General features: G+C 54.5%; 17 protein-coding genes and 1 pseudogene. 11 read left to right on the plus strand and 7 right to left on the minus strand.

Annotated elements, in window-relative coordinates; genetic code table 11:
• From AC2TAD_RS21460 to AC2TAD_RS21480, 5 genes are all read left to right on the plus strand, one after another.
• On the plus strand, positions 1-2,088 hold a 2,088-nt coding region (locus AC2TAD_RS21460; RefSeq protein WP_480870451.1), incomplete at its 5' end, for a DUF5801 repeats-in-toxin domain-containing protein.
• Between the two features lie 89 nt (positions 2,089-2,177).
• The gene (locus AC2TAD_RS21465) at positions 2,178-3,911 is read left to right on the plus strand and encodes a type I secretion system permease/ATPase (protein WP_480870454.1); all 1,734 of its coding nucleotides are present in this window, start codon (positions 2,178-2,180) and stop codon (positions 3,909-3,911) included.
• A 12-nt stretch (positions 3,912-3,923) separates the two neighbouring features.
• The gene (locus tag AC2TAD_RS21470) at positions 3,924-5,447 is read left to right on the plus strand and encodes an HlyD family type I secretion periplasmic adaptor subunit (RefSeq protein ID WP_480870457.1); all 1,524 of its coding nucleotides are present in this window, start codon (positions 3,924-3,926) and stop codon (positions 5,445-5,447) included.
• Between the two features lie 996 nt (positions 5,448-6,443).
• On the plus strand, positions 6,444-7,277 hold the full coding sequence (locus tag AC2TAD_RS21475) for a hypothetical protein (protein WP_480870460.1): 834 nt from the start codon (positions 6,444-6,446) through the stop codon (positions 7,275-7,277).
• 180 nt (positions 7,278-7,457) lie between these two features.
• Positions 7,458-7,754 carry a helix-turn-helix domain-containing protein gene (locus AC2TAD_RS21480; RefSeq protein ID WP_480870463.1) on the plus strand — a complete coding sequence of 99 codons (297 nt, stop codon included), beginning with the start codon at positions 7,458-7,460 and terminating at the stop codon, positions 7,752-7,754.
• A 118-nt stretch (positions 7,755-7,872) separates the two neighbouring features.
• Here AC2TAD_RS21480 and AC2TAD_RS21485 read toward each other — a convergent pair whose 3' ends face one another.
• Positions 7,873-8,784 (minus strand): LysR family transcriptional regulator, encoded by a 912-nt coding sequence (locus AC2TAD_RS21485; protein WP_480870497.1) that lies wholly within the window; start codon positions 8,782-8,784, stop codon positions 7,873-7,875.
• Between the two features lie 113 nt (positions 8,785-8,897).
• On the opposite strand from AC2TAD_RS21485, the gene AC2TAD_RS21490 reads away from it, so the two are divergent.
• From AC2TAD_RS21490 to AC2TAD_RS21510, 5 genes are all read left to right on the plus strand, one after another.
• Positions 8,898-9,674, plus strand: a complete 777-nt coding sequence (locus tag AC2TAD_RS21490) for a CmcJ/NvfI family oxidoreductase (RefSeq protein WP_480870466.1) — start codon at positions 8,898-8,900, stop codon at positions 9,672-9,674.
• Between the two features lie 13 nt (positions 9,675-9,687).
• Positions 9,688-10,653, plus strand: a complete 966-nt coding sequence (locus AC2TAD_RS21495; protein WP_480870469.1) for an LLM class oxidoreductase — start codon at positions 9,688-9,690, stop codon at positions 10,651-10,653.
• A 12-nt stretch (positions 10,654-10,665) separates the two neighbouring features.
• Positions 10,666-11,454, plus strand: coding sequence for an SDR family NAD(P)-dependent oxidoreductase (locus AC2TAD_RS21500; RefSeq protein ID WP_480870472.1), 789 nt, complete (start codon positions 10,666-10,668; stop codon positions 11,452-11,454).
• 92 nt (positions 11,455-11,546) lie between these two features.
• Entirely contained in the window at positions 11,547-12,392 is an 846-nt protein-coding gene (locus AC2TAD_RS21505) for an enoyl-CoA hydratase/isomerase family protein (protein WP_480870475.1), read from the plus strand.
• 170 nt (positions 12,393-12,562) lie between these two features.
• Positions 12,563-12,763 (plus strand): hypothetical protein, encoded by a 201-nt coding sequence (locus AC2TAD_RS21510; RefSeq protein ID WP_480870478.1) that lies wholly within the window; start codon positions 12,563-12,565, stop codon positions 12,761-12,763.
• Between the two features lie 41 nt (positions 12,764-12,804).
• Here the strand turns inward: AC2TAD_RS21510 and AC2TAD_RS21515 are convergent, their stop codons facing one another.
• The 4 genes from AC2TAD_RS21515 to AC2TAD_RS21530 form a co-directional block, all read right to left on the minus strand.
• Positions 12,805-13,584, minus strand: a complete 780-nt coding sequence (locus AC2TAD_RS21515; RefSeq protein WP_480870482.1) for an IclR family transcriptional regulator — start codon at positions 13,582-13,584, stop codon at positions 12,805-12,807.
• Positions 13,585-13,595: 11 nt separating this feature from the next.
• Positions 13,596-14,954, minus strand: coding sequence for a TRAP transporter large permease (locus AC2TAD_RS21520; RefSeq protein WP_170356766.1), 1,359 nt, complete (start codon positions 14,952-14,954; stop codon positions 13,596-13,598).
• Complete coding sequence (locus tag AC2TAD_RS21525) at positions 14,954-15,619, minus strand: TRAP transporter small permease (protein ID WP_480870486.1); 666 nt, start codon at positions 15,617-15,619, stop codon at positions 14,954-14,956. The genes AC2TAD_RS21520 and AC2TAD_RS21525 overlap by 1 nt, the downstream gene beginning before the upstream one ends.
• Before the next feature lie 67 nt (positions 15,620-15,686).
• The gene (locus tag AC2TAD_RS21530) at positions 15,687-16,925 is read right to left on the minus strand and encodes a TRAP transporter substrate-binding protein (protein ID WP_480870488.1); all 1,239 of its coding nucleotides are present in this window, start codon (positions 16,923-16,925) and stop codon (positions 15,687-15,689) included.
• Between the two features lie 108 nt (positions 16,926-17,033).
• Here AC2TAD_RS21530 and AC2TAD_RS21535 point away from each other — a divergent pair, with 108 nt between their 5' ends.
• Positions 17,034-18,629 carry a GMC family oxidoreductase gene (locus AC2TAD_RS21535; RefSeq protein WP_480870491.1) on the plus strand — a complete coding sequence of 532 codons (1,596 nt, stop codon included), beginning with the start codon at positions 17,034-17,036 and terminating at the stop codon, positions 18,627-18,629.
• Positions 18,630-18,997: 368 nt separating this feature from the next.
• Here the strand turns inward: AC2TAD_RS21535 and AC2TAD_RS21540 are convergent, their stop codons facing one another.
• Positions 18,998-19,381 carry a transposase gene (locus AC2TAD_RS21540; RefSeq protein WP_480870494.1) on the minus strand — a complete coding sequence of 128 codons (384 nt, stop codon included), beginning with the start codon at positions 19,379-19,381 and terminating at the stop codon, positions 18,998-19,000.
• Positions 19,382-19,954: 573 nt separating this feature from the next.
• Positions 19,955-20,487 (minus strand): annotated as a pseudogene (locus AC2TAD_RS21545) (IS5 family transposase); the annotation flags it as partial.

The raw sequence follows: 20,487 nt of genomic DNA on the forward strand, positions 1-20,487 counted from the left end.
TCGTTCACCGATGACGGGCCGGCCTTCGCAATGGAGTTGGCAGGCCAAGCCCTGCAGACGGATGATGCTGCTCTGACCGGTGGTCCGGATACGGACACCAAAGGCGTGGGCGATCTGTTCAACGTGACCATGAATGATCCGGGCGAAGATGGCTTGGGCGCGCTGGTCTACAGTCTGGAACTGGGCAGCAATGCCGGGTCGGTGACCCTGAAAGACACTGCCACTGGCAACACTGTGTTCCTGTTTGACGAACTCGGTGACATTGTTGGGCGCGAAGGCACGAATGCCACAGACGCCGCAACCGGCGACGTTGTGTTCTCGGTCTCAGTCAACAGCAGCACCGGCGCAGTGACGCTGACCCAGGAACGGGCGGTCGAGCACAGTTCGGCAGATACCTCGGGCTATGCCTCGGATATCACCGGGTTGGGCGCGGGCCTGACCGATGCGATCAATCTCGTCGGCACCCTCAGCGATGCCGAGACCGCCGCAGACACCGCGTCGGCCTCTGTCGACCTCACCCAAAAAATCTCGTTCACCGATGACGGGCCGGCCTTCGCAATGGAGTTGGCAGGCCAAGCCCTGCAGACGGATGATGCTGCTCTGACCGGTGGTCCGGATACGGACACCAAAGGCGTGGGCGATCTGTTCAACGTGACCATGAATGATCCGGGCGAAGATGGCTTGGGCGCGCTGGTCTACAGTCTGGAACTGGGCAGCAATGCCGGGTCCGTGACCCTGAAAGACACTGCCACTGGCAACACTGTGTTCCTGTTTGACGAACTCGGTGACATTGTTGGGCGCGAAGGCACGAATGCCACAGACGCCGCAACCGGCGACGTTGTGTTCTCGGTCTCGGTCAACAGCAGCACCGGCGCAGTGACGCTGACCCAGGAACGGGCGGTCGAGCACAGTTCGGCAGATACCTCGGGCTATGCCTCGGATATCACCGGGTTGGGCGCGGGCCTGACCGATGCGATCAATCTCGTCGGCACCCTCAGCGATGCCGAGACCGCCGCAGACACCGCGTCGGCCTCTGTCGACCTCACCCAAAAAATCTCGTTCACCGATGACGGGCCGGCTATTACTGTTGAAGACGCGTCCGGCAACTATTCGTCCGGTGCCCAAGATGCTTGGGCTGATGATCCTGGCGAGGATGGGTTTGCATCGCTGGACATTGAACTGGTCAGCTACAAGATCGGCACCGGGAGTGTTGTTGCGGTCGGAAGTGACCTGACTAAGAACGGCGACTATTCGTTCGCAGGGTCGATCACCGACGACTTTAACGGTGACGGCACCGACGAGACTGTAGACTTCACCTTGGTGTTTGATCCTGCCACGGACATGTACGATCTTCAGGTGTCTACACCGCCGGGTTCGGTGGTCGAACTGTCCACGGCAGATGGCAGCCTTGATGCGGGTGGCCCGGATCCGGTGCGAACGCTGACAATCGACAGTTCCGAAATCGTGTTCGCGGCGGTCAATCCGACAAGCTATTTGGCTCCGACTGACATCCAAGATCTCCTGAATGATCCTGAAGCTGATTGGGAAAGCACCGCGACTTTTCTCAGTGCCGAACAGATGAATGTCAGCACCTCGGGCATCGGGAATGGCAATAACAATCTTAACGGTAATGCCAATCACGGCATTGATGGTGAAACGACATCGGGCGGAAAGGTGGATGAAAGCTTCGTCGTCGATCCAACCGGCTTTAACGTCAGCGCCGTGAAGGTCTTCATCGACAACTCTGTAGGTGGGTATGATAACCCGCCAGAGGATCTGTGGTACATGATCTACTATAGCGATGGCACATTCTCAGAGAATCCGATTGAGGTCTTGGACGGCGATCTGTCGCCCGAAGCCGGTGGTCAGGAAAGTTTTGTCATCGGCGATCCAATGGGTCCGAACAACATCGACGCGATCCAGCTCTTTATGGGTCAAGGGACCATCAAGATCCCGGTCATCGAGTTTACGACCTCGCAGGAGTTCACCCCCGAACCCTTACAGATGACCCTGAACGCGACGGAAACCGACGGTGACACGGATACGGACACCGACGGGTTCACCATCGACCTAGATACGGTTGCCTGACGAGGTGATGAAACGTGCAGATCCGGCGCCTTGTCGGGTCTGCACATCCTCACAGCCGTACCAAACCCTTGTTACAGAGTGCCACGTTCATGAATACCAATCCCGATACAAATATCGTCGACACTACCAAGAAAGCCGTGAAACGGCTTTTCCCGCCGTTGCTGATCGTAAGCTGTGTCGTAAACCTGCTACTTCTGGTGAGCGCAATCTACATGCTTCAGATCTATGACAGGGTTCTGACCACCGGGTCTTTCGACACCCTGGTCTGGCTGACGGTTGTCGCACTTTTTGCGCTGATCATTTACGGAATACTAGAGCAAGTACGACGGATGATCTTAGGTCGTGCAAGTTTCTGGGTTGAATCAGAACTCAGCGAACCGACCCTCAGAAAAGCCATGTCTGACCGGCTGACTGGCGGCAACCCAAAGGCCAGCCTGAACGATGTTGCCAACCTCAGGTCATTTCTGGGCGGAGACGCAGTCCTTGCCTTTTTTGATGCACTCTGGACACCGATCTTTATTGCATTCATTTGGTTACTCCACCCTGGACTTGGTGTCTTTGCGCTTTGCAGTACTATCGTTCTCTTTCTGTTTGCGCTTACAAATGACATTCTGACACGCAATCCCAACAAGGAAATAAGTGCCAAGCTTCGCCAAAGTGATACGGCAGCGCAGCAGTTTCTTGAGAGTGGTGAAACCATCCGCCCTCTGGGAATGGGTGATGCCTTGCTTGGTCGTTGGCAGTCTTTTCAGGCAGGTGCCCGACGTGAGTACCAGAACCTGAAGGAAAAAACCTCGGGCCTTGTCAGCGCATCACGAGCGCTACGCCTTGCCTTGCAAGTCATGATACTGGGACTTGGCGCGTATTTTGTCCTTCAAGGCAATCTGACTGCCGGAGGGATGATCGCTGCCTCAATTGTTCTGGGCAGGGCACTTGCTCCTATCGAGCGTTCAATAAGTGCTTGGAAAGGTTTCGTGGCAGCGCGTACCGCTATCACCCGTCTCAGGGATCACTTTGCGGGTGAATTTGCTCCCGATTATGAAGTCAACTTACCAAAGCCTCTCGGCCAATTGCAGGTGGAAGAGGTCTATTGTCTCGCACCCTATTCGGGCGAACCGATTCTGGAGAACATCTCTTTCGCTCTTGAGCCCGGCGAGACATTAGTCGTTTTTGGGCCTTCCGGTTCGGGCAAATCGACCTTGTGTCGTTTATTGGTCGGAGCCTGGCAACCAACACGCGGCCATGTAAGGCTTGACGGTGCAGACGTCGGAAATTGGAACCCCGAAAATCTAGGGCCGTGGCTGGGCTATCTGCCCCAAAATGTAGAGCTCTTTCCAGGCACCGTAGCCCAGAACATTGCCCGAATGCGAGACGTCGACGACTCGATGGTAATCAAGGCCGCCAAAGAAGCAGGAGTTCACGATCTCGTTTTGCGGTTACCACATGGGTACGAAACAGACGTTGGCTTGCACGGCGGGCGTATCTCTGGTGGTCAAAGGCAAAGGCTGGGACTTGCTCGTGCTCTACTGGGTGACCCGTCGTTTATCGTCTTGGATGAGCCCAGCTCGAACCTCGATCAGGAAGGCGATGCAGCCCTTGCTGCAGCTCTTGCGCGCTCCAAGAATCTTGGTCGCACCGTCGTAGTTGTGACCCATCGTCCCGCGGGGCTCAGGACTGCAGACAAAGTTCTGGTTCTCAAAGACGGATCTGTCGCCGCATTTGGCCCGCGTGAGAAAATTTTGCAGATCAGAGGCCAAGCTCCAGCCTATCAAACCGTGCGGACGGTGCAATCTAGCAGCGGCAACAACGCAGTAGCAGAGTAAGGTGGTTCGCCAATGAGTTTTTGGGAAGAGTTACAGGAAAACGTGAAGGCTTTCTGTGCTTCGGTGCTTGATGGCATTTTGGGTTCAATTCCAGCCGACTGGTTGGATTGGATCTTAGAAAAGCTACCACCCGCCGTTGACCCGAGGTGGATCGCGGCAATTATTTTATTGCTCACGTTGGTGCTTCTGACATTACTCCTCCGCTCAATTCGACACAAAGCGGTCACAGACTCAACATCCAACCTTAGAGATCTCACGCGCGCGCCGCTTCGCACGGGGTACATCGTCGCAATCGGGCTGGTGTTTGGTTTGGTGACCTGGTCATTCAGCGCCCGGCTGGAAGGCGCAGCCATTGCACCAGGAGTAGTCAGTCCAGAAGGGTACCGCAAAACCGTTCAACATCTGGAGGGCGGAATCATAAAATCTATTCACGTGAGGGAAGGGGACAAGGTGACCAAAGGTCAGGTTCTTTTAACTCTCGACGACGTGCAGGCACGTGCCCGACTTGACGAATTGGTAAAGCGGTACACGCACCTGCTGGCGAGGGTCGCCCGCCTCAAAGCTGAATTAGACGGTTCCGAAAAATTGGTCGTCCCGAACAGCGAGAATGTATCCGATGAAGCTGAATTAACACGCGCAATTTCCGATCAACAAGAACTTCTGACGCGGCGAATTACGACACAAAAAGGCCGCGACAACATACTGCGCAAACGCATCAAACAGCTCGACGAAGAAAACCTCGGACTTAAGAAAACGATCGTCGGCTTGGACGAAAAAACACATTTAATTGAGGAAGAAATCCAAGGTGTAACAAGCCTGCTGGGGAAAGGTCTAGAAAGGAAGTACCGACTACTGGCCCTGAAACGCGCAGCCGCAGACATCACGATCGAGCGTGCTACCAGTAAAGCGCAGATCGCCCGCAACAATCAAAAGATCGGTGAAACCGAATTGCAATTACTGGCCATGGTTCAGCAGGAGATAGAAGACTCCACCATGGAATTGTCGGAAATGAAACGTACTCTAGCCGAGTTGGAAAGCGAAATACGATGGCACAGGGATGTGGTCGATAGAACGGAAATACGCTCTCCGATTGAAGGTAAGGTAATGAATGTGCGGATCACTACTCTTTCTGGGGTCGTCCGAAACGGTGAACCGATCTTGGATATCGTACCTTCAAAGGTTCCTTTGATAATCGACGCCCGAGTCAACCCGATTGATATAGATGTCGTAAGTATTGGTATGCCTGCCCGTATTCATCTTACTGCGTATCAACAACGCAACATGCCACAGATATTCGGTTTGATGCGCTCAATTTCCGCAGACCGCATAGTCGACGAAAATACAGGGCAACCCTATTATTTGGCAAAGGTTGAGGTTTTACCTGCCGAACTCGCAGATTTACAGGACGTCGAACTCGTCTCAGGAATGCCCGTAGAGGTTATGCTGCAAACCGGTGAAGCAAGCGTTGCCGACTATGTAATCGGGCCGCTTTTGAGTTCAATCCGACGTAGTTTCCGGGAAAACCACGACAGTTAACAACGTTTTGGTGATACAAGGTCGGTAGTACTCAAAACATGTTTGAAAATTTTTTGTTGTTTGCTTGGTTACTCTTCAAAACAGCGAAACCACCACTCCAATTCTAAGGCAATTCTTGTTGCTTAAACTCCAAATGCTAGAGAAATCCCAATCCGCGTTTGTATTATGGAACTTGCGGCAGATTGCCATGCTGGCGGTAATTGATCTTAACTGTTCACAACTGCAAGCCAAGTAACTGGTGACAAGCGAGGAGTTTGCAGGGACCGATCTAGCTCCGCTACACCCGCATTTGTCATAAGACAATATCCGGCCCCCGCTCCTTCCCCCCGGTCTTGCGGGAGAAGGCCCTTTGCTTTCAGGTTCGTATCTGCGCGATGCCTTTTATCGGAGGCCAGCCGCTTCCCCGCAGGCTTCTCACCTGCCCCGCTCTGACCGCGCACGGTCTCGGCGATCCCCGGTTCGACGAGCGTCTGAAGACGACCGTCGACCGGTGGGTTCCGTAGTCGCGTTTCTGCACCGGGCCAGAAGGAGCCGCGTCGGTGCGGGATGGGGTAGTCCCCGAACCATAGTTCACAATTGGAGGCCGGTCGTGAACGTACCGTGGTCACCTCTTTTTTTGATTGTTCACCAGGGAAAGCAGCAAGAATAAACCGGGCGCAACGGAGACGGGGAGACCCATCCCAACCCGGAAAGTCGGATTTTACGCTCTTGCTGACTAAGTGTATTGATCTCCATTTTTTGGGGATCCTTGTGTTTCGCGCGGCCGCAAGTTGTACAAGTCGTAGCTGGTGTGACGCGCGACAGCCCTCCAATATCGAAGGCCGCTCGACACAGAATCTAGCCAAATTGTTCTCTTCCTGTTCTTTTGTTGATGTGCAACCTTGGAAGGGGTCGCCGTGTCTCAATCAGCGCTTTCTGAGCAATCAGTACCGCCTTGTTGCACATAAGCTTTTGGACGCGCGACCAGACCCTAGAGTGTGGCAAACGGAGAATAAAATGAGCGCTAACGCGGACAGCGGTCTGAAGAACAATCGAGACGTTGCACATACTGAAGTTGACTATTCCGTCTATCCGCACATGGATGGGATCAAGTGCTCGATGTCATGGAAGCTCGGCAGTTATGGCGAACGCGGTGCTCTATCTGATGACATGATCGGGAGCTTGGCTGAACGGTTTGGCCTGCCAACTAAGCTCGTACGCGAACTCTCTATGCTTCTTGGGAACTGCCTCAATAACGACGACGACATCGCAATCAACCTGACTGAGGTCCGTCGCTCGCAAGCGATTGTACGAGGTCAAAAGCACCTCAAGACACTCCTGCGGGAAGCCAAGCGGGGCACAATTACTAGACAAGAACTCCGGAACGCATTGGGCTCGCTTTCGACTTATTTCGTATCGACGCCAGAAGATGCAGACCTACTTCCGCAGCTCCTCAAAAAGCTTGAGACCGCAACGACACTTACTCAGGATGTCATCGATGACATTCGACGCATCCATGGGACACCTGGTGCGGTTGCGGAGATGTCGCCGCGAGACAAGCGGTTCTCGCGCGACAAACGCCGTCAGTACATCGTCGAGAGTTGCTGCCATATCTGGAAAGATGCCGGTCGCCCTCTGACCTACACGACATACTCAGACGGTCGTCCAGGAGGACAACGGCAAGGTCCGCTCGTCAACTTTATCCAGGCTGTCGTGAAGATGATCACCGAGCCGGGGCAAATCCTGAGCGGTAAGACGATCCGCGTGGACATTGACGGTTTTCGCGACAAGCTTGAGCGCGAAGAGCAAGAGCGTTGGGCGCCGCCGGAATTGGGCAATCAATACACTTAGAATGAGCAAGCCCGCGTTGTCATGGTCATGGCATGACACGCGTTCCTGCCACACCCCCTTCTGACGACTACGCGCGCAAGCAGGTTGAGACAGCGATTGACCAGTTGGTCCGATTGCTGGCTGCCCAGGCAGTACGGGAACTGGGCCGGGACGCCCCTGACCAAAAGGAGGCGCATCAGTATGCCACAGATCAATGCGAAGAAGAGCCCACCCCGCAAGCTTCTGACGGTGAAAGACGTCGCTGAACTGGACAATTGCTCGGAGAAGACGGTGCGCCGTGCGATTGCGGCTGGCCTGCTTGAGGTTATTCGGGTCGGCCCTGGCGGACGCCTCATCCGCATTGATCCGGCAGCTCATGCCGCCTACCCCTTCGCGATGGATTTTTCTCGCGTAGCGACAAGAGGAAGAATTCGAGATGCGGGGCGTTCCGACAAACTCGGATTCAGAGGCGTCCGCGACCTTTTTTTGAATAATTGAGGAGAGAGATTGATGTGTGAGATATTCTATATCTGTCCCCTACGAGGACAAGGCATGTCCACTCAAAGCCTGTCTCCGACATTTGAGACAGGAATTACGATAGCGAGATTGACCTAAATTACACTTGTGTTTCCCAAGGAGGCTTTGCGCCAATCTCTGCAACCAGAAAGTCCATGAACACCCGCACTTTTGGGGATAATACGTTGGACTTGGGATAGATCAGCCACAAAACACTGTCTTCGCTGGCTTCAAAGTTTGGAAGAACACGCACCAAACGGCCTGACTTCAGTTGTTCATGCACGCTCCATCTAGCATTTAAGGAAATACCGGCCCCCGCTAATGTGGCGCGGACTTGGCTTTGACCGTCATCGATAGTCAATTGGCCTTTGGCTGATGCGGGATCAAAAAAGGCGTTTTCGCCTGCTGGCCCTGTCAGTGGCCGAGGTTGGAGGTTTTGGAAAGCGATCAGACGGTGGCTTGTCAAATCGGCTGGTGTATCAGGAACGCCATGCGTATCGAGGTACTGCGGTGCAGCACATAGAATGCGCTGGTCATCAGCCAGTTTGCGACCCTTCAGACTGGTGTCGACAAGTGGCGCGTTCCTAAGGGCTAGATCATAGCTTCCTTCGATCAGGTCGAACTGCACATCCGACAGGCGCAGATCGAGCATGAGATCAGGGTGCTGTTCAAGAAACTTAGGCAGTATTGGCGCGATGTAGAGCTGTGCGAAACTGCTTGGCGCCGTAAAACGCAATGTGCCCTTGATCGTTGCCATTTGCCTACCCAATGCAGCAAATGCCGCCTCTTCCTGCGCAATGATTTCACGTGCGAAAGGCAGGAAATTCGCTCCTTCCACCGACAACGACACTTTGCGAGTCGTGCGGTGCAAAAGCTCAATACCGAGGTTCTTCTCCAACTTGGCAAGCCTTGCGCTGGAGACCGCTGGGGCCATGCCCAGGTCACGCCCCGCCGCGCTGATGTTCAGAATGTCTGCTGCCCTAATAAACAATCGAAGAGCGTCTGTGTCCAAACCCATTATATCCATTTACCGAATTATAAATACATTATTGGGCAGTTTATCTGCAATTGGATCGAGTTTAAATCTCTTTCACAGATACAGTAAAGCTTAGGCACGAGGCGCAAATGGCACGGACGGCCACGGTTAACTACCATGTTCACAAATCCTACCGACAAGCCTTTGAGCTTGATGCTGGCGGGATCGCTGGCAACCTGATTTGCCCTGAGCTGGTCGCGACATCCGTCGTGCTAGCAGACAACCGTACAACGACCTCGTCGGTTTCATTTGCGTGCGATGCCGTTGAAATCATGCCCCTCGAAACGCAGGTCCGAGACTTTGCAGGCGACAGCTGGGAACCGTTTTACGATGCGGAGCTCAAGGCCATGCTGCAGAACAGGCTCGGTGCGAGAGAGGTCGTGGTTTTTGATCACACTGTTCGGGTGGATGACCCCGAAGCAATACGTAAACCGGCGCGCAATGTTCATAGCGACTACAGCAAGGACGGAGCCGAACAGCGGCTTGTCGACTTGCTGGGCGCCGAGGCCGCAACGGAGTGGGCGCAAGGTCATTTTGCCTTTGTCAATGTATGGCGTCCGATAGAGCATCCGATCAATTCAGCACCACTTGGGTTCGTTCGCCCCTCTTCAATTGACCCGTCGGACTGGATTTTATTGGACCTGATCTATCCCGACCGCACGGGACAAATCATGGGGCTGGTGGGCAACCCCAAACATGAGTGGATCTATCAATCCAAGATGACGCCGAATGAGGTCGCGGTCTTCAACATCTATGACAATCAAGGCCGGGCTTCGATTGCTCATAGCGCCCTCGACATGGTCGAGGATCCAAACATCAATACCGTTCGCAAAAGCATCGAAAGCCGTACTTTGGTGCGCTATTAGGGGAGGGGCAGACATGTTGGATGAAACGCAGCTGTCTGGGTTTGAGCAAATAAATTTGGCCTACAACCAAGTGTTCCGTCCCGGACGACTGAGCATTGGCCTTGTGCTGCCTCTCGAAGCTTATGCCGTCGGCGCAGAGCCGACTCTACGGGAGCACCTAGAAGCGGCTCAGAAAGCCGAGGAACTTGGGTTTGCGGCACTTTGGCTACGGGACGTGCCCTTTAATGTTCCAAGCTTCGGTGACCCCGGGCAAGTTTTCGATCCATTTGTCTATTTGGGAGCTTTGGCAACGGCGACGGATCGGATTGCGCTTGGAACGTCCAGTGTGATCCTGCCATTGCGTCACCCCGCTCATGTCGCCAAGGCAGCCGCGACAGCAGATGTGCTCTCGGGCGGGCGGTTGCTTTTGGGTATCGCTTCCGGTGATCGGCCCGAGGAGTACCCGGCGATGAACCAGGGCTTTGACGACCGGGGGGCACGGTTCCGCGATAGTTTTGGGTACATCCGCGCGGTTGGATCGGCTTACCCCACGCATGAAAATGCACAGGGCAAACTGAATGGCGGGATTGATCTATTGCCAAAGCCGCATGGAACGCGCCTGCCGATGCTCATTACGGGTGGTAGCCAACAAACACCTGATTGGGTAGCGCAGAACGGAGATGGTTGGATGACATATCCGCGCAATGCGGCGGCTCAGGGTCAAGTCATCACGGATTACCGCAGGCGTGTGAAGGCGGCAGGTCAACCGGACAAGCCGGTCATGCAATCGCTCTATGTCGATGTTGTTGCCGACCCTGCTGCACCTCCGCGCCCAATCCATCTTGGGTTTCAGTCTGGAACTGATTTCCTACGCAACTATCTGCGCGAGATTGAAACGCTCGGGGTCAATCACGTCGCGCTGAACCTAAGGTTCAATCAAGCGCCAATCGATACAACCCTCGAACATCTGGCGGACACTGTGCTGCCTGACTTTTCCTGAAGGATCAGACTGATGACCAAGACTATTCTCATCACGGGTTCAACCGACGGCATTGGCCTGCTGACAGCTACGAAGCTGGCTGCCGATGGGCACAAAGTGCTCCTCCATGGACGCAATGCATCAAAACTGGAGAGCGCTGCTGCCGCGGTCGGAGACGATGTCGAAACCTATGCCGCTGATCTCAGCAATCTCTCCGCGGTTCGAAAACTCGGCGAAAGCGTACGGGCCAGACATGACAAACTGGATGTGTTGATAAACAATGCAGGTGTGTTGAAAGCCCCGCAAACCGTGTTGGAAAATGGCCAGGACATCCGCTTTGTGGTGAACACGTTTGCACCGTATCTTCTGACCAAACTGCTGCTGCCGGTTATTCCTGCCGACGGGCGCGTCGTGAACCTGTCATCTGCGGCACAGGCCCCGGTGAACATCCGGGCCATGCAGGGCAATGTGCAACTGGCGGATATGGAAGCCTACGCCCAGAGCAAGTTGGCGATCACCATCTGGACCCGTGAATGGGCCAAATCGCTGTCCAATGCACCTGTGATGGTTGCCGTAAATCCCGGATCACTTTTGGCCTCAAAGATGGTGAAAGAAGGCTTTGGCCTGGCTGGCAACGATATGAACATTGGCGCTGATATCTTGATTGACGCAGCCTTGGGTGTGCGGTTTGCTGACGCGTCAGGAGCCTATTTCGACAATGACAGTGGGGCTTTCGCTGATCCGCATGCCGCAGCACTCGACGAAAACCACGCTACCGATGTCATGAACACCATCAAAGACTTGATCAGCCAAACGGGCTGATCATCTGGGCGCTAAAACGCCACGAACTTCCACCTTTAACATTCCCTTACCCCTCGCGCGTGCCGCGTCGAGGCCCAAGAAAGGACGGCCTGATGAAATACGAGAACTTTCAAACCTTTGACGTAAATGTTGAACACGGCATTGCCACGGTTACCTTCAACTTTGGCTCTGTGAACGTGCAGGGCCAGGAAATGCTGGCCGACTTAAACAGTCTGGCCATGCGGTTAGAGCGGGACCGCGAAACCAAGGTCGTGATCTTTCAGTCGGCCAACCCGGAAATCTGGGTCTGCCACTACGATACCGAGTTATTGAAGGACATGTCGACCGAAGCTGTTTCTCGCGGGGACGCTCAGCTTTTGGACCTACAATCAGTTTGCGAGCGGATCAGCAAGGTGCCACAGGCGACCATCGCAAAACTGGAAGGGTTTGCGCGCGGTGGCGGGCACGAATTGGCCTTGGCGTTGGATATGCGATTTGCCGCGCGGGGAAAATACAAGTTCATGCAGATGGAGGTCGGAATGGGCATCCTTCCCTGCGGCGGTGGCGCCTCGCGCATGGCCCGTCAAACCGGCCTTGGCAAAGCGCTTGAGATCATTCTGAGTGCACAAGACTACGACGCAGATGATGCCGAGCGTTTGGGCACTATCAACAAGGCTTTGGAAGCGGATGAAATCGGCCCGTATGTGACCGCGCTGGCCGAACGGATCGCACAATTCCCTGCAGAGTCGATCAATGCCTGCAAGCAGATGGTCTATGAGTCCATCGACAAGCCCATCGATGAGGCGCTGAAGGCCGAAGCCTATTGGTTGTATCAGGCGACCAGCAAAACTCCGGCCGTAAAACGCTTCATGATCGCGGATGAACAAGGTTTGGAACACGACATCGAGAACCAGCGCAAATGGGGCGATCTGGTGATGCAGGTGCAAGACATCAACTGACCACCCACAAGACAATGATCTCGTCAGGCGTGCGCGGTTTCCACGTGGGCCTGACACCATTTCACAAAAGGAAAACCTCAACGAAAGCTATGGTTGTCAACTCTTAAGGACCAGATGCGCTATTCGGGCTTGCTGAAATACCAGACCTGGTCGTTGCGATTGGCGACGGTGTGAAAGGTTTTGCCGTAGGTGATGAGGTGTACGGCCGTGCAGGTGATTTGATGGACTTACCGGGCTCATTGGCAGAGAACTTTAAGGCAGATGTTCGTCTGGTTGCACACAAACCCAAGACCCTAAGTATGCGGGAAGCCGCCGCGCTGCCTCTCGTCGGCATCACCGCCTACGAAGGGTTGACCCGACGCGGCGAATGATACTGCGCAGACAGTTTGGTTCTTCAAGCGGCTTGAAAAGATCAGTCCGTTAACATCTCCGAGAGCTCACCTGCGCCTTTTTGCAGGATGTTCAGAAAGGACAGCAGGCTGTTGACGTCGTGACGCTGGGTTGGAGCATGCACCGAAAGTGTGCCTACCAATCTGGCTTGTCCATCACGAATGGGCACAGCGATGGCCGTCATTCCGGCCATGAACTCCTCATCATCCGCCGCGTAACCATTCTCAGCGACTCTACGGATTTCCTCGCGTAGTGCTCTAGGGTTCGTCAGGGATCGTTCGGTCTGCGGTTGTAAATTGCCAGCAGAGAGAAACCCATCCAACGTCTTCTGTCGTAGAGTAGACAGGTACATCTTGCCACTAGCTGTGCAATGGAAGGGCACCTGGGTACCGATCGGCAATTGGATGCGAAGCGGCCATTTCGTTTCAACCCGGTCGAGGTAGATCATTCCTTCCCGGTCCGGGATGGCTAAGTTACACGTCTCGCCGACGTTTTCGGCGACGCTGCGCAAGATAGCCAAACGCGCCGTACGAAGGTGTTCGGAAGACATGGTATTGACCGAAAGCAACCGCAGCCGGTACCCAGGGCCATACGAGCGACCATCTATATCTCGCTGCAGGAAACCTTCGGCCTCTGCGGTTTGCAGCAGACGGTGGATTGTGGGCTTCGCCAGTCCCAATGTCTCGATCAGGTCTGCTGGTTTGACGGCGACCCCACGCCGCGCCACCTCCTCGAGGATAAGAAGAAGGCGCAGGTTGGTCGGGATCTGAGTTTCTTTGTCTTGTGTTTCCGTCTCAGGCATCCCGCAACATTCTAGTTATTTGGCAGCAGTATCAAGGCCAGATCGGGCACCAGAGACACCAAAATCCACACCGATAGCAGCGCCGCCAGATACGGCACCGTGTAGCGTAGCAACCGGAAATACGGCACGCCGGTCACGCCGGAGGCGACGTAGAGATTCAAGCCGTATGGCGGGGTGATAAAGCCAATGGACGCGCCAACAAGAAAGATCACCGAGAAATGGATCGGATCAACGCCGACCGAGGCCGCAATCGGCGCAAGGATCGGGGCCAGAATGATCGTGACTGGCAAGCTTTCCAGCACCATGCCCGAGAAAAACACGATCACCATCGAGGTGAACAAAACCGCGTGGTAGCCGCCCATTGAGGTTACAAAGCTCCCAATGGTTTCTTGCGCACCCAAAAGGGACAGAATCTGCTGCATCACTACGGAAATCGCAATCAACGGCGCAAGGATACCGGTGATCTGAGCTGACCGGATCACAATTGACGGGATCTCGGGGATCGTGAAACCTTCGACCACGAACATCTCGGCATAGCTTTTTTCGGTCGGTGAAACGTTGCTGCGCGCGCCCATTAGGCGGTTGATCGGATAGCTGACCAAGCCTGCGATCACGCAAAAACCGACTGTCACACCGGCCGCTTCGGTGGGTGAGAATTTACCGGTGTAGATGCCCCACAGAACCAAACCAATGGCAAAGAAGCCAAGCCAAGCACCGAACGCGGTTTTCAACACTCGGTTCAATTGCAGCGGGATCAGATGCCCCCAGCCATTCATGCGGCAGATGATCCAGCAGGCGAACTGCATCCCTATGACCATAAGCGCACCAGGAATTATGCCGGCCACAAACAGCTCAGATATCGGCAGGTTCATCAAGAATCCGTAGACGATAAAGATAATAGACGGAGGAATGATGATCCCTACAGTTCCACCCGCAGCTGCGGTGGCAGCGCTGAAGCGTTCATCATAGCCACCTTTTACCATCTCAGGGTGCAGCATCGACCCGATGGTTGCTGTTGTTGCCGAGTTGGACCCCGAAATTGCCGCGAACAGCCCGCAGGCCCCCAACGAGGCCATTGCCAAGCCGCCGCGTATCCAGCCCAGACAGGCATAGGCAAAATCGCTGAGGCGCCGCGCAATTCCTGATTTGTTGATCAGGTCTCCAGTCAGGATGAACAATGGCATCGCCAGCAGGGCAAACCCTTTGTTGAAAACGTTCAGCAGTTCGGCGCCCATATTGTCCAGTGTCAGACCGAGGACAAAGGAACAGCCGATGACCCAATAGCCGATCACCAACAGAACTGGCACGCCCAGCATGAATAGAAACGTAACCCCAAGCGAGATCAGTGTGACCATAGTTCCGTCTGTCATCAGTCTGCTCCGATCACGGCCTGCTGAATCAGCGGCTTGCCTGTTGTCCAGTTATGCAGATCGTCGGCGAGGTTCTGAAATACGCGTCCGACCATCAGAAAGAAAGACAGCGGCGCGGCCAGAAGAAACCACCACTGCATGACATTGTCAGTACCCAGTACGATCTGGAAATTAGATGCAGAAAGCGCCACCAGCCGGGTCGTGGTGACGATGACGATCATCGCGAAAATAAACCACAGAACCGCATCAAGGATCAGGCAAGCCAGCTGACCTGCCCTCGGCATCGCAGTGCGGAATTCGCTAAAGCTCAAGTGCGTACGCAGGCGTACGTTGTAAGACGCCCCGAACCAAGCCATTACCATGAACAAAAGTGGCGGAATGGTCGTTGACCATGGCTCTTGATCATTAAACACAAAGCGGTCGATCACACCCCAGAAAATGATTAGCGCAATGGTAAGATACGAATAGACCATCACGGATCGTTCCAGATGGCGCTCTATAAAGGGCACCTTTCGATAGACCAGCATGACCAGAAGCCCGCCAAATGCAGAAACCACTGCACCCAGTACCCAAGCAGCGTCAGATTCCAGAGCGGATTGAATCTCGAACGAATCCTGGCTGAGAAAGGCGCTGAAGATCGCGCCTATGTCTGCCCATAACGACATGTACCCCGTCCTCCCAGTCGGTGTGTTTTTGGAACCGGCCCGATTGGGGCCAGTTCACATCAGCTTATCAGGCTTGGCCCATCCACCAACGGCGCGGCTCGACGTTTTCCGGCAGGGTGTCAGCCGGAATTTCACGCGCGATATCGTAAATTTCCTGATACGTATCGATGCCGCCAGCCCATTTGTTCAGACGTTCACGCCACTGTGCCCAAGGCTCAGGGTTATAGTTCGGGGCGCACATCTCTTCGGCCAGTTTGATCTGATCGTCGGGCAGGAAAGCGGGACGCACGCCGTTTTCGGCAAAGATCGTGTTGGGCAGTTGCGGGTCCGAGAATCCCACGGTGTTCAGCAGCGCCGCCTCATTCGCGCCCTGAATCAAAGCCTGTGTGAAATACGAGGACTCCATCACCGCGTCCTGCAACTCGCCGCCGAGACCGTCGAAGACCTTGGCTGACATCGAGGTATGCTCGGTGCCACAGAAGAACTTCAGGTTCACCGACTGCGAAACCACTGGTGCCATGTTGGCGTAAGCCACGGCCGAAGCCCAGGTTTCGGCCCCGTCGATCAGACCGGTTTTCAGGGCGTCCAGCGTTTCTTCCCACGCGACCGGTACCGGGTTCAGGTTCAGCAGCTGCATCGCTATCCGCCCCAACTGCGTGCCTGTCACGCGGTTCTTGGTGCCGAACAGCTCTTCCAGTTTGGTCACTGTAGGCTTGTCGGCAAACGACGAGCCCATTTGCAGGCCACGCAACTCACAATGCGTAAACAGAAACTTCAGCCCATGCCGTTTCTCCAGGGGGTCGCGGAGAATGCGCTGGCTCGCAGGGCTGTAGAAGAAATGGTACTGCGCCGCACGGCTTGGGAACATATAGGCGTAGTCCAGTACGTTCAGATAAGGCGCACCACCAGCCGAGTTCTGAGTCGAAGCGGCGTAGATATCGACGATTCCCTGCTGGGTTTTTTCAACACAGCTGAGCTGACCACAGATCTGGTTGTCGCCGATGAACTCGATCCGAATCTCACCGTCTGTGCGTTCTTCCAGATCGCGCGCGAATTCGATGGCCCCGGCGCGTTCGATCAGAAGGTTGCGGGTGTTGAAGCCCGAAGCACCGAATTTCAGGGTGTGTTTAGGCTCTTTCGAAAAGCGCTTTTCATAGGTTGATTCTGCGGCCTGAGCCAGATTCGCCAGACTCATCGCCCCTCCGAACCCACCTGCTGCCAGCAACGTGGAACTCATTCCATAACGACCAGCCACGCGGAAGAAATCCCGCCGCGAAATCCCACTTAGTTTTTTACCGATCTCCATTGCTTACCTCCCTGATTGCAATTATTGAGACGTTTTGTATCAAAAAATGCTAGTGTAATTCTTGCATCTTGCATAGAGTTTTTTCAACGGCACGAGGAGGAGGCAGTCATGGAAGTGGATTATGCGGTTGTGGGCGCTGGGTCTTCGGGCTGCGTCATTGCCAACCGACTCAGCGCCAATCCTAACACGACTGTTGTACTGCTCGAGGCTGGTGGCCGCGATACCAACCCGTGGATTCACATCCCTGTCGGCTATTTCAAAACCATGCATAACCCCTCGGTCGACTGGTGCTATCGCACCGAACCTGACCCGGGGCTGAACGGGCGATCCATCGATTGGCCGCGCGGCAAGGTGCTGGGCGGCTCGTCTTCACTGAACGGGTTGCTCTATGTCCGTGGACAGAAAGAGGACTACGACCGCTGGCGACAAATGGGCAATGAAGGCTGGGGTTGGGACGATGTCCTGCCCCTGTTTAAGCGCTGCGAAGATCAGGAGCGGGGTGAAGATGAATTTCATGGCGTTGGCGGGCCCTTGTCCGTGTCGAATATGCGTATTCAACGCCCGATCTGCGACGCATGGGTGGCCGCAGCGCAGGCGGCGGGATATCCGTTCAACCCAGACTACAATGGTGCAGAACAAGAGGGGGTGGGGTACTTCCAACTGACCACCCGCAATGGCCGCCGGTGCAGCGCTGCCGTTGCCTATCTGAAACCCATCCGGGATCGACAAAACCTGAACATCATCACGAACGCTCTGGTCACGCGCGTGGTTCTGGAAGGGAAAAAGGCAACCGGTTTGGTCTACCGAGACCGTTCTGGCGCTGAGAAGAACTTGACAGTCCGACGCGAAATCATCCTGTCCGGCGGGGCCATAAACTCACCACAAATCCTGATGCTTTCAGGAATCGGGGACCCAGAACACCTAAGGGAAAATGGCATCGAGCCGCTACACGCCCTACCAGGTGTCGGCAAAGGGTTACAGGACCACTTGCAGGCCCGGCTAGTATACAAATGCAATGAGCCGACGCTGAATGATGAAGTCCGCAGCCTGTTCAATAAGACGCGCATCGCCCTGAAATACGCGCTGTTCCGTGCAGGCCCTATGACCATGGCCGCCAGCCTTGCTACCGGATTCATGAAAACCCGCCCGGATGTAGAGACGCCCGACATTCAATTCCACGTTCAACCCTGGTCCGCCGACAGCCCCGGCGAGGGCGTACATCCGTTTTCAGCCTTCACCATGTCGGTTTGCCAGCTGCGTCCGGAAAGCCGGGGAGAGCTACGTTTGGACGGCCCGGATCCGTCTAAACACCTAAAAATAATACCGAACTATCTGTCCACTGAAACGGATTGCCGTACCATTGTCGACGGAGTGAACATCGCGCGCGAAATAGCCAAGCACAATCCCTTGGCCTCGAAGATTTCAGAGGAATTTCGGCCAACAGCTCAGCTGAGTTGCGACGACTATGAAGGCACACTGGAGTGGGTAAGATCAAACACCGCATCAATCTATCATCCCACCGGCACTTGCGCGATGGGAAGCACCGAAGCATCGGTCGTAGATGCAAAACTAAAAGTACACGGAATAGCGAACTTACGAGTAGCCGACTGCTCGATCATGCCGGAAATCGTGAGTGGTAACACCAATGCGCCAGCCATCATGATCGGCGAAAGAGCCAGCGATTTAATAGGAGCGGATGCCTGAAGCAACAATTAAGGGCAAGGTGCTTGATCCCTCGGTTTGATTGCTTCTTTCTCTGGAAAAGAAAGAAGACCAACGATGGGTCTCACGTCATTTACTGCGGCACCATCTTCTTTGGGATGGGATTCAACTGTTCAACGTGATCCAAAAAAGTCAATTCACGTCTGCCCACAGTTTCAGCAATTCGCCAACTTGGCAGACAGCGAAGAGCTGCCAGTCTTCTACGGGGATTCCATCAATTCTGCCACAAGGTCCGCGTTGCGGTATCAGACAGCAACTGGCTTTCGCACATGACGAGTAGCAACTCGTTGCCAATCGAGACCTTCAAACAGCGCTTCAAGTGTAGATTTTGAAGTTTCCGGATGGCGAGATCACGAGAGCGCTTGGATCAAAGAGATAAGGTTTGATACTGGATGGTAGGCTGGCACGGTAATCTTGAGTTTGTTACTACGCAGAACGATCTCGGAAGGAACATCAGGCTCGACCGGATTCTCTTGAACGACGATCTCGGAAAATACCCTTTCCTCCCAGAGGTCGGTTGTCATACGTCCTGCGCGTTGAACGTCACTTCGCCACTTGTAAACCTGCGATTGCGAGACGTTGAATGTTTTCATGATCTCGCGGACGCTCAGTTTACCACAGTCCATCTTTTCGTTTATGAAGCGTTTGAAGCTAGGTGGCCAAACACGACGCCCACCGGCATGCACGTCGATTTTGAAGCCGTAGACTTCGAAAGATCGGGTTTCGAACCCCATGGAGGCGCTTACGTTGGTTGGGCAGCTATTCGGGGATGATTTCAAGGAAAGCGAGCGCAGGAACGGTCAGACGCTCCGGGCAAGGCGTTTGGGGGACACGAACCTCTGTGGTTGGGTGTGGCGGCGTATGGTCCGATGTGGCGGTTTGAACGTCAGAAGCTCAACCAAGCCAAGAAATTAATGTGGCTAGACGAGGCGGCTTTTGGTGGGATCTGGAAATTCTCGAACTGATTGAAATAATTAAAGATTTGTGATCACTGAGGATTTGGATTTTCAGCCGTAAAAGTTGTACACGGATATGCACTCCTCAGACGGGCTGACCTTGGTAGAAACTCATAGAAGAATGGTAGCTTCGCGCAAGCAATCAACTCATGATGTCCAGATGTGCAGCTCAGGGCGCAAAACCTGAATGACTGATTAGGTGACGAACAATCGCGTGATGCGTGTGGAGCAAGGCGTAATGTGACGGAGAACAAGGATCGCTTTACGGCTGAGGAGGCAAAGAGACTTCAGACCGCTAAAGAGCTAGAAGGTCATCTTGGCTCAGAGCCACTAGGTTCTGGCCTCATTGATTTACAGCCAGAATAGCACGTTTGCTGCTAGAGCGATGGCCGACAGGAAGACTTTTGGGCATCTGCCATAGCGAGTGGCGACGCGGCGCCAGTCCTTCAGTCGTCCAAACATAATCTCGATGCGGTTTCTGCGTTTGTAGCGACGCTTGTCGTCCCGGATGGGCTTGTCGTGTGACTTTCGACCTGGGATACAGAGCTTTATTCACCTGTCCTTAAGGGCTTCGCGGAACCAGTCTGCGTCATAGCCTCGATCTCCCAGCAGCCAGTCAGCCAATGGCAGACTGTTTACCAGAGCCTTGGCCCCGGTGTAGTCGCCAACCTGCCCAGCGGATATGAAGAAGGGGATGGGGCGTCCGAGGCTGTCGGTAACAGCGTGCAGTTTCGTATTCATGCCACCCTTGGTGCGCCCGATCAGCCTGCCGCGCCCCCCTTTTTCAACCGCGGGCTGGAGGCCGTGCGGTGCGCTTTGAGGTATGTTGCATCAATCATGATGGTCTTGTGATCCGTGCCTTCAGCAGCCAGCCCGTTCATGAT

Source organism: Ruegeria sp. HKCCD7628 (genome assembly GCF_057221005.1).

What these genes read in the sequence shown, in the direction of transcription:
- AC2TAD_RS21465 (WP_480870454.1), top strand. Translation starts at nt 2,178, where the DNA reads ATGAATACCAATCCCGATACAAATATCGTCGACACTACCAAGAAAGCC.
- AC2TAD_RS21470 (WP_480870457.1), top strand. Translation starts at nt 3,924, where the DNA reads ATGAGTTTTTGGGAAGAGTTACAGGAAAACGTGAAGGCTTTCTGTGCT.
- AC2TAD_RS21475 (WP_480870460.1), top strand. Translation starts at nt 6,444, where the DNA reads ATGAGCGCTAACGCGGACAGCGGTCTGAAGAACAATCGAGACGTTGCA.
- AC2TAD_RS21480 (WP_480870463.1), top strand. Translation starts at nt 7,458, where the DNA reads ATGCCACAGATCAATGCGAAGAAGAGCCCACCCCGCAAGCTTCTGACG.
- AC2TAD_RS21490 (WP_480870466.1), top strand. Translation starts at nt 8,898, where the DNA reads ATGGCACGGACGGCCACGGTTAACTACCATGTTCACAAATCCTACCGA.
- AC2TAD_RS21495 (WP_480870469.1), top strand. Translation starts at nt 9,688, where the DNA reads ATGTTGGATGAAACGCAGCTGTCTGGGTTTGAGCAAATAAATTTGGCC.
- AC2TAD_RS21500 (WP_480870472.1), top strand. Translation starts at nt 10,666, where the DNA reads ATGACCAAGACTATTCTCATCACGGGTTCAACCGACGGCATTGGCCTG.
- AC2TAD_RS21505 (WP_480870475.1), top strand. Translation starts at nt 11,547, where the DNA reads ATGAAATACGAGAACTTTCAAACCTTTGACGTAAATGTTGAACACGGC.
- AC2TAD_RS21515 (WP_480870482.1), bottom strand. Translation starts at nt 13,584, where the DNA reads ATGCCTGAGACGGAAACACAAGACAAAGAAACTCAGATCCCGACCAAC.
- AC2TAD_RS21520 (WP_170356766.1), bottom strand. Translation starts at nt 14,954, where the DNA reads ATGACAGACGGAACTATGGTCACACTGATCTCGCTTGGGGTTACGTTT.
- AC2TAD_RS21525 (WP_480870486.1), bottom strand. Translation starts at nt 15,619, where the DNA reads ATGTCGTTATGGGCAGACATAGGCGCGATCTTCAGCGCCTTTCTCAGC.
- AC2TAD_RS21530 (WP_480870488.1), bottom strand. Translation starts at nt 16,925, where the DNA reads ATGGAGATCGGTAAAAAACTAAGTGGGATTTCGCGGCGGGATTTCTTC.
- AC2TAD_RS21535 (WP_480870491.1), top strand. Translation starts at nt 17,034, where the DNA reads ATGGAAGTGGATTATGCGGTTGTGGGCGCTGGGTCTTCGGGCTGCGTC.
- AC2TAD_RS21540 (WP_480870494.1), bottom strand. Translation starts at nt 19,381, where the DNA reads ATGGGGTTCGAAACCCGATCTTTCGAAGTCTACGGCTTCAAAATCGAC.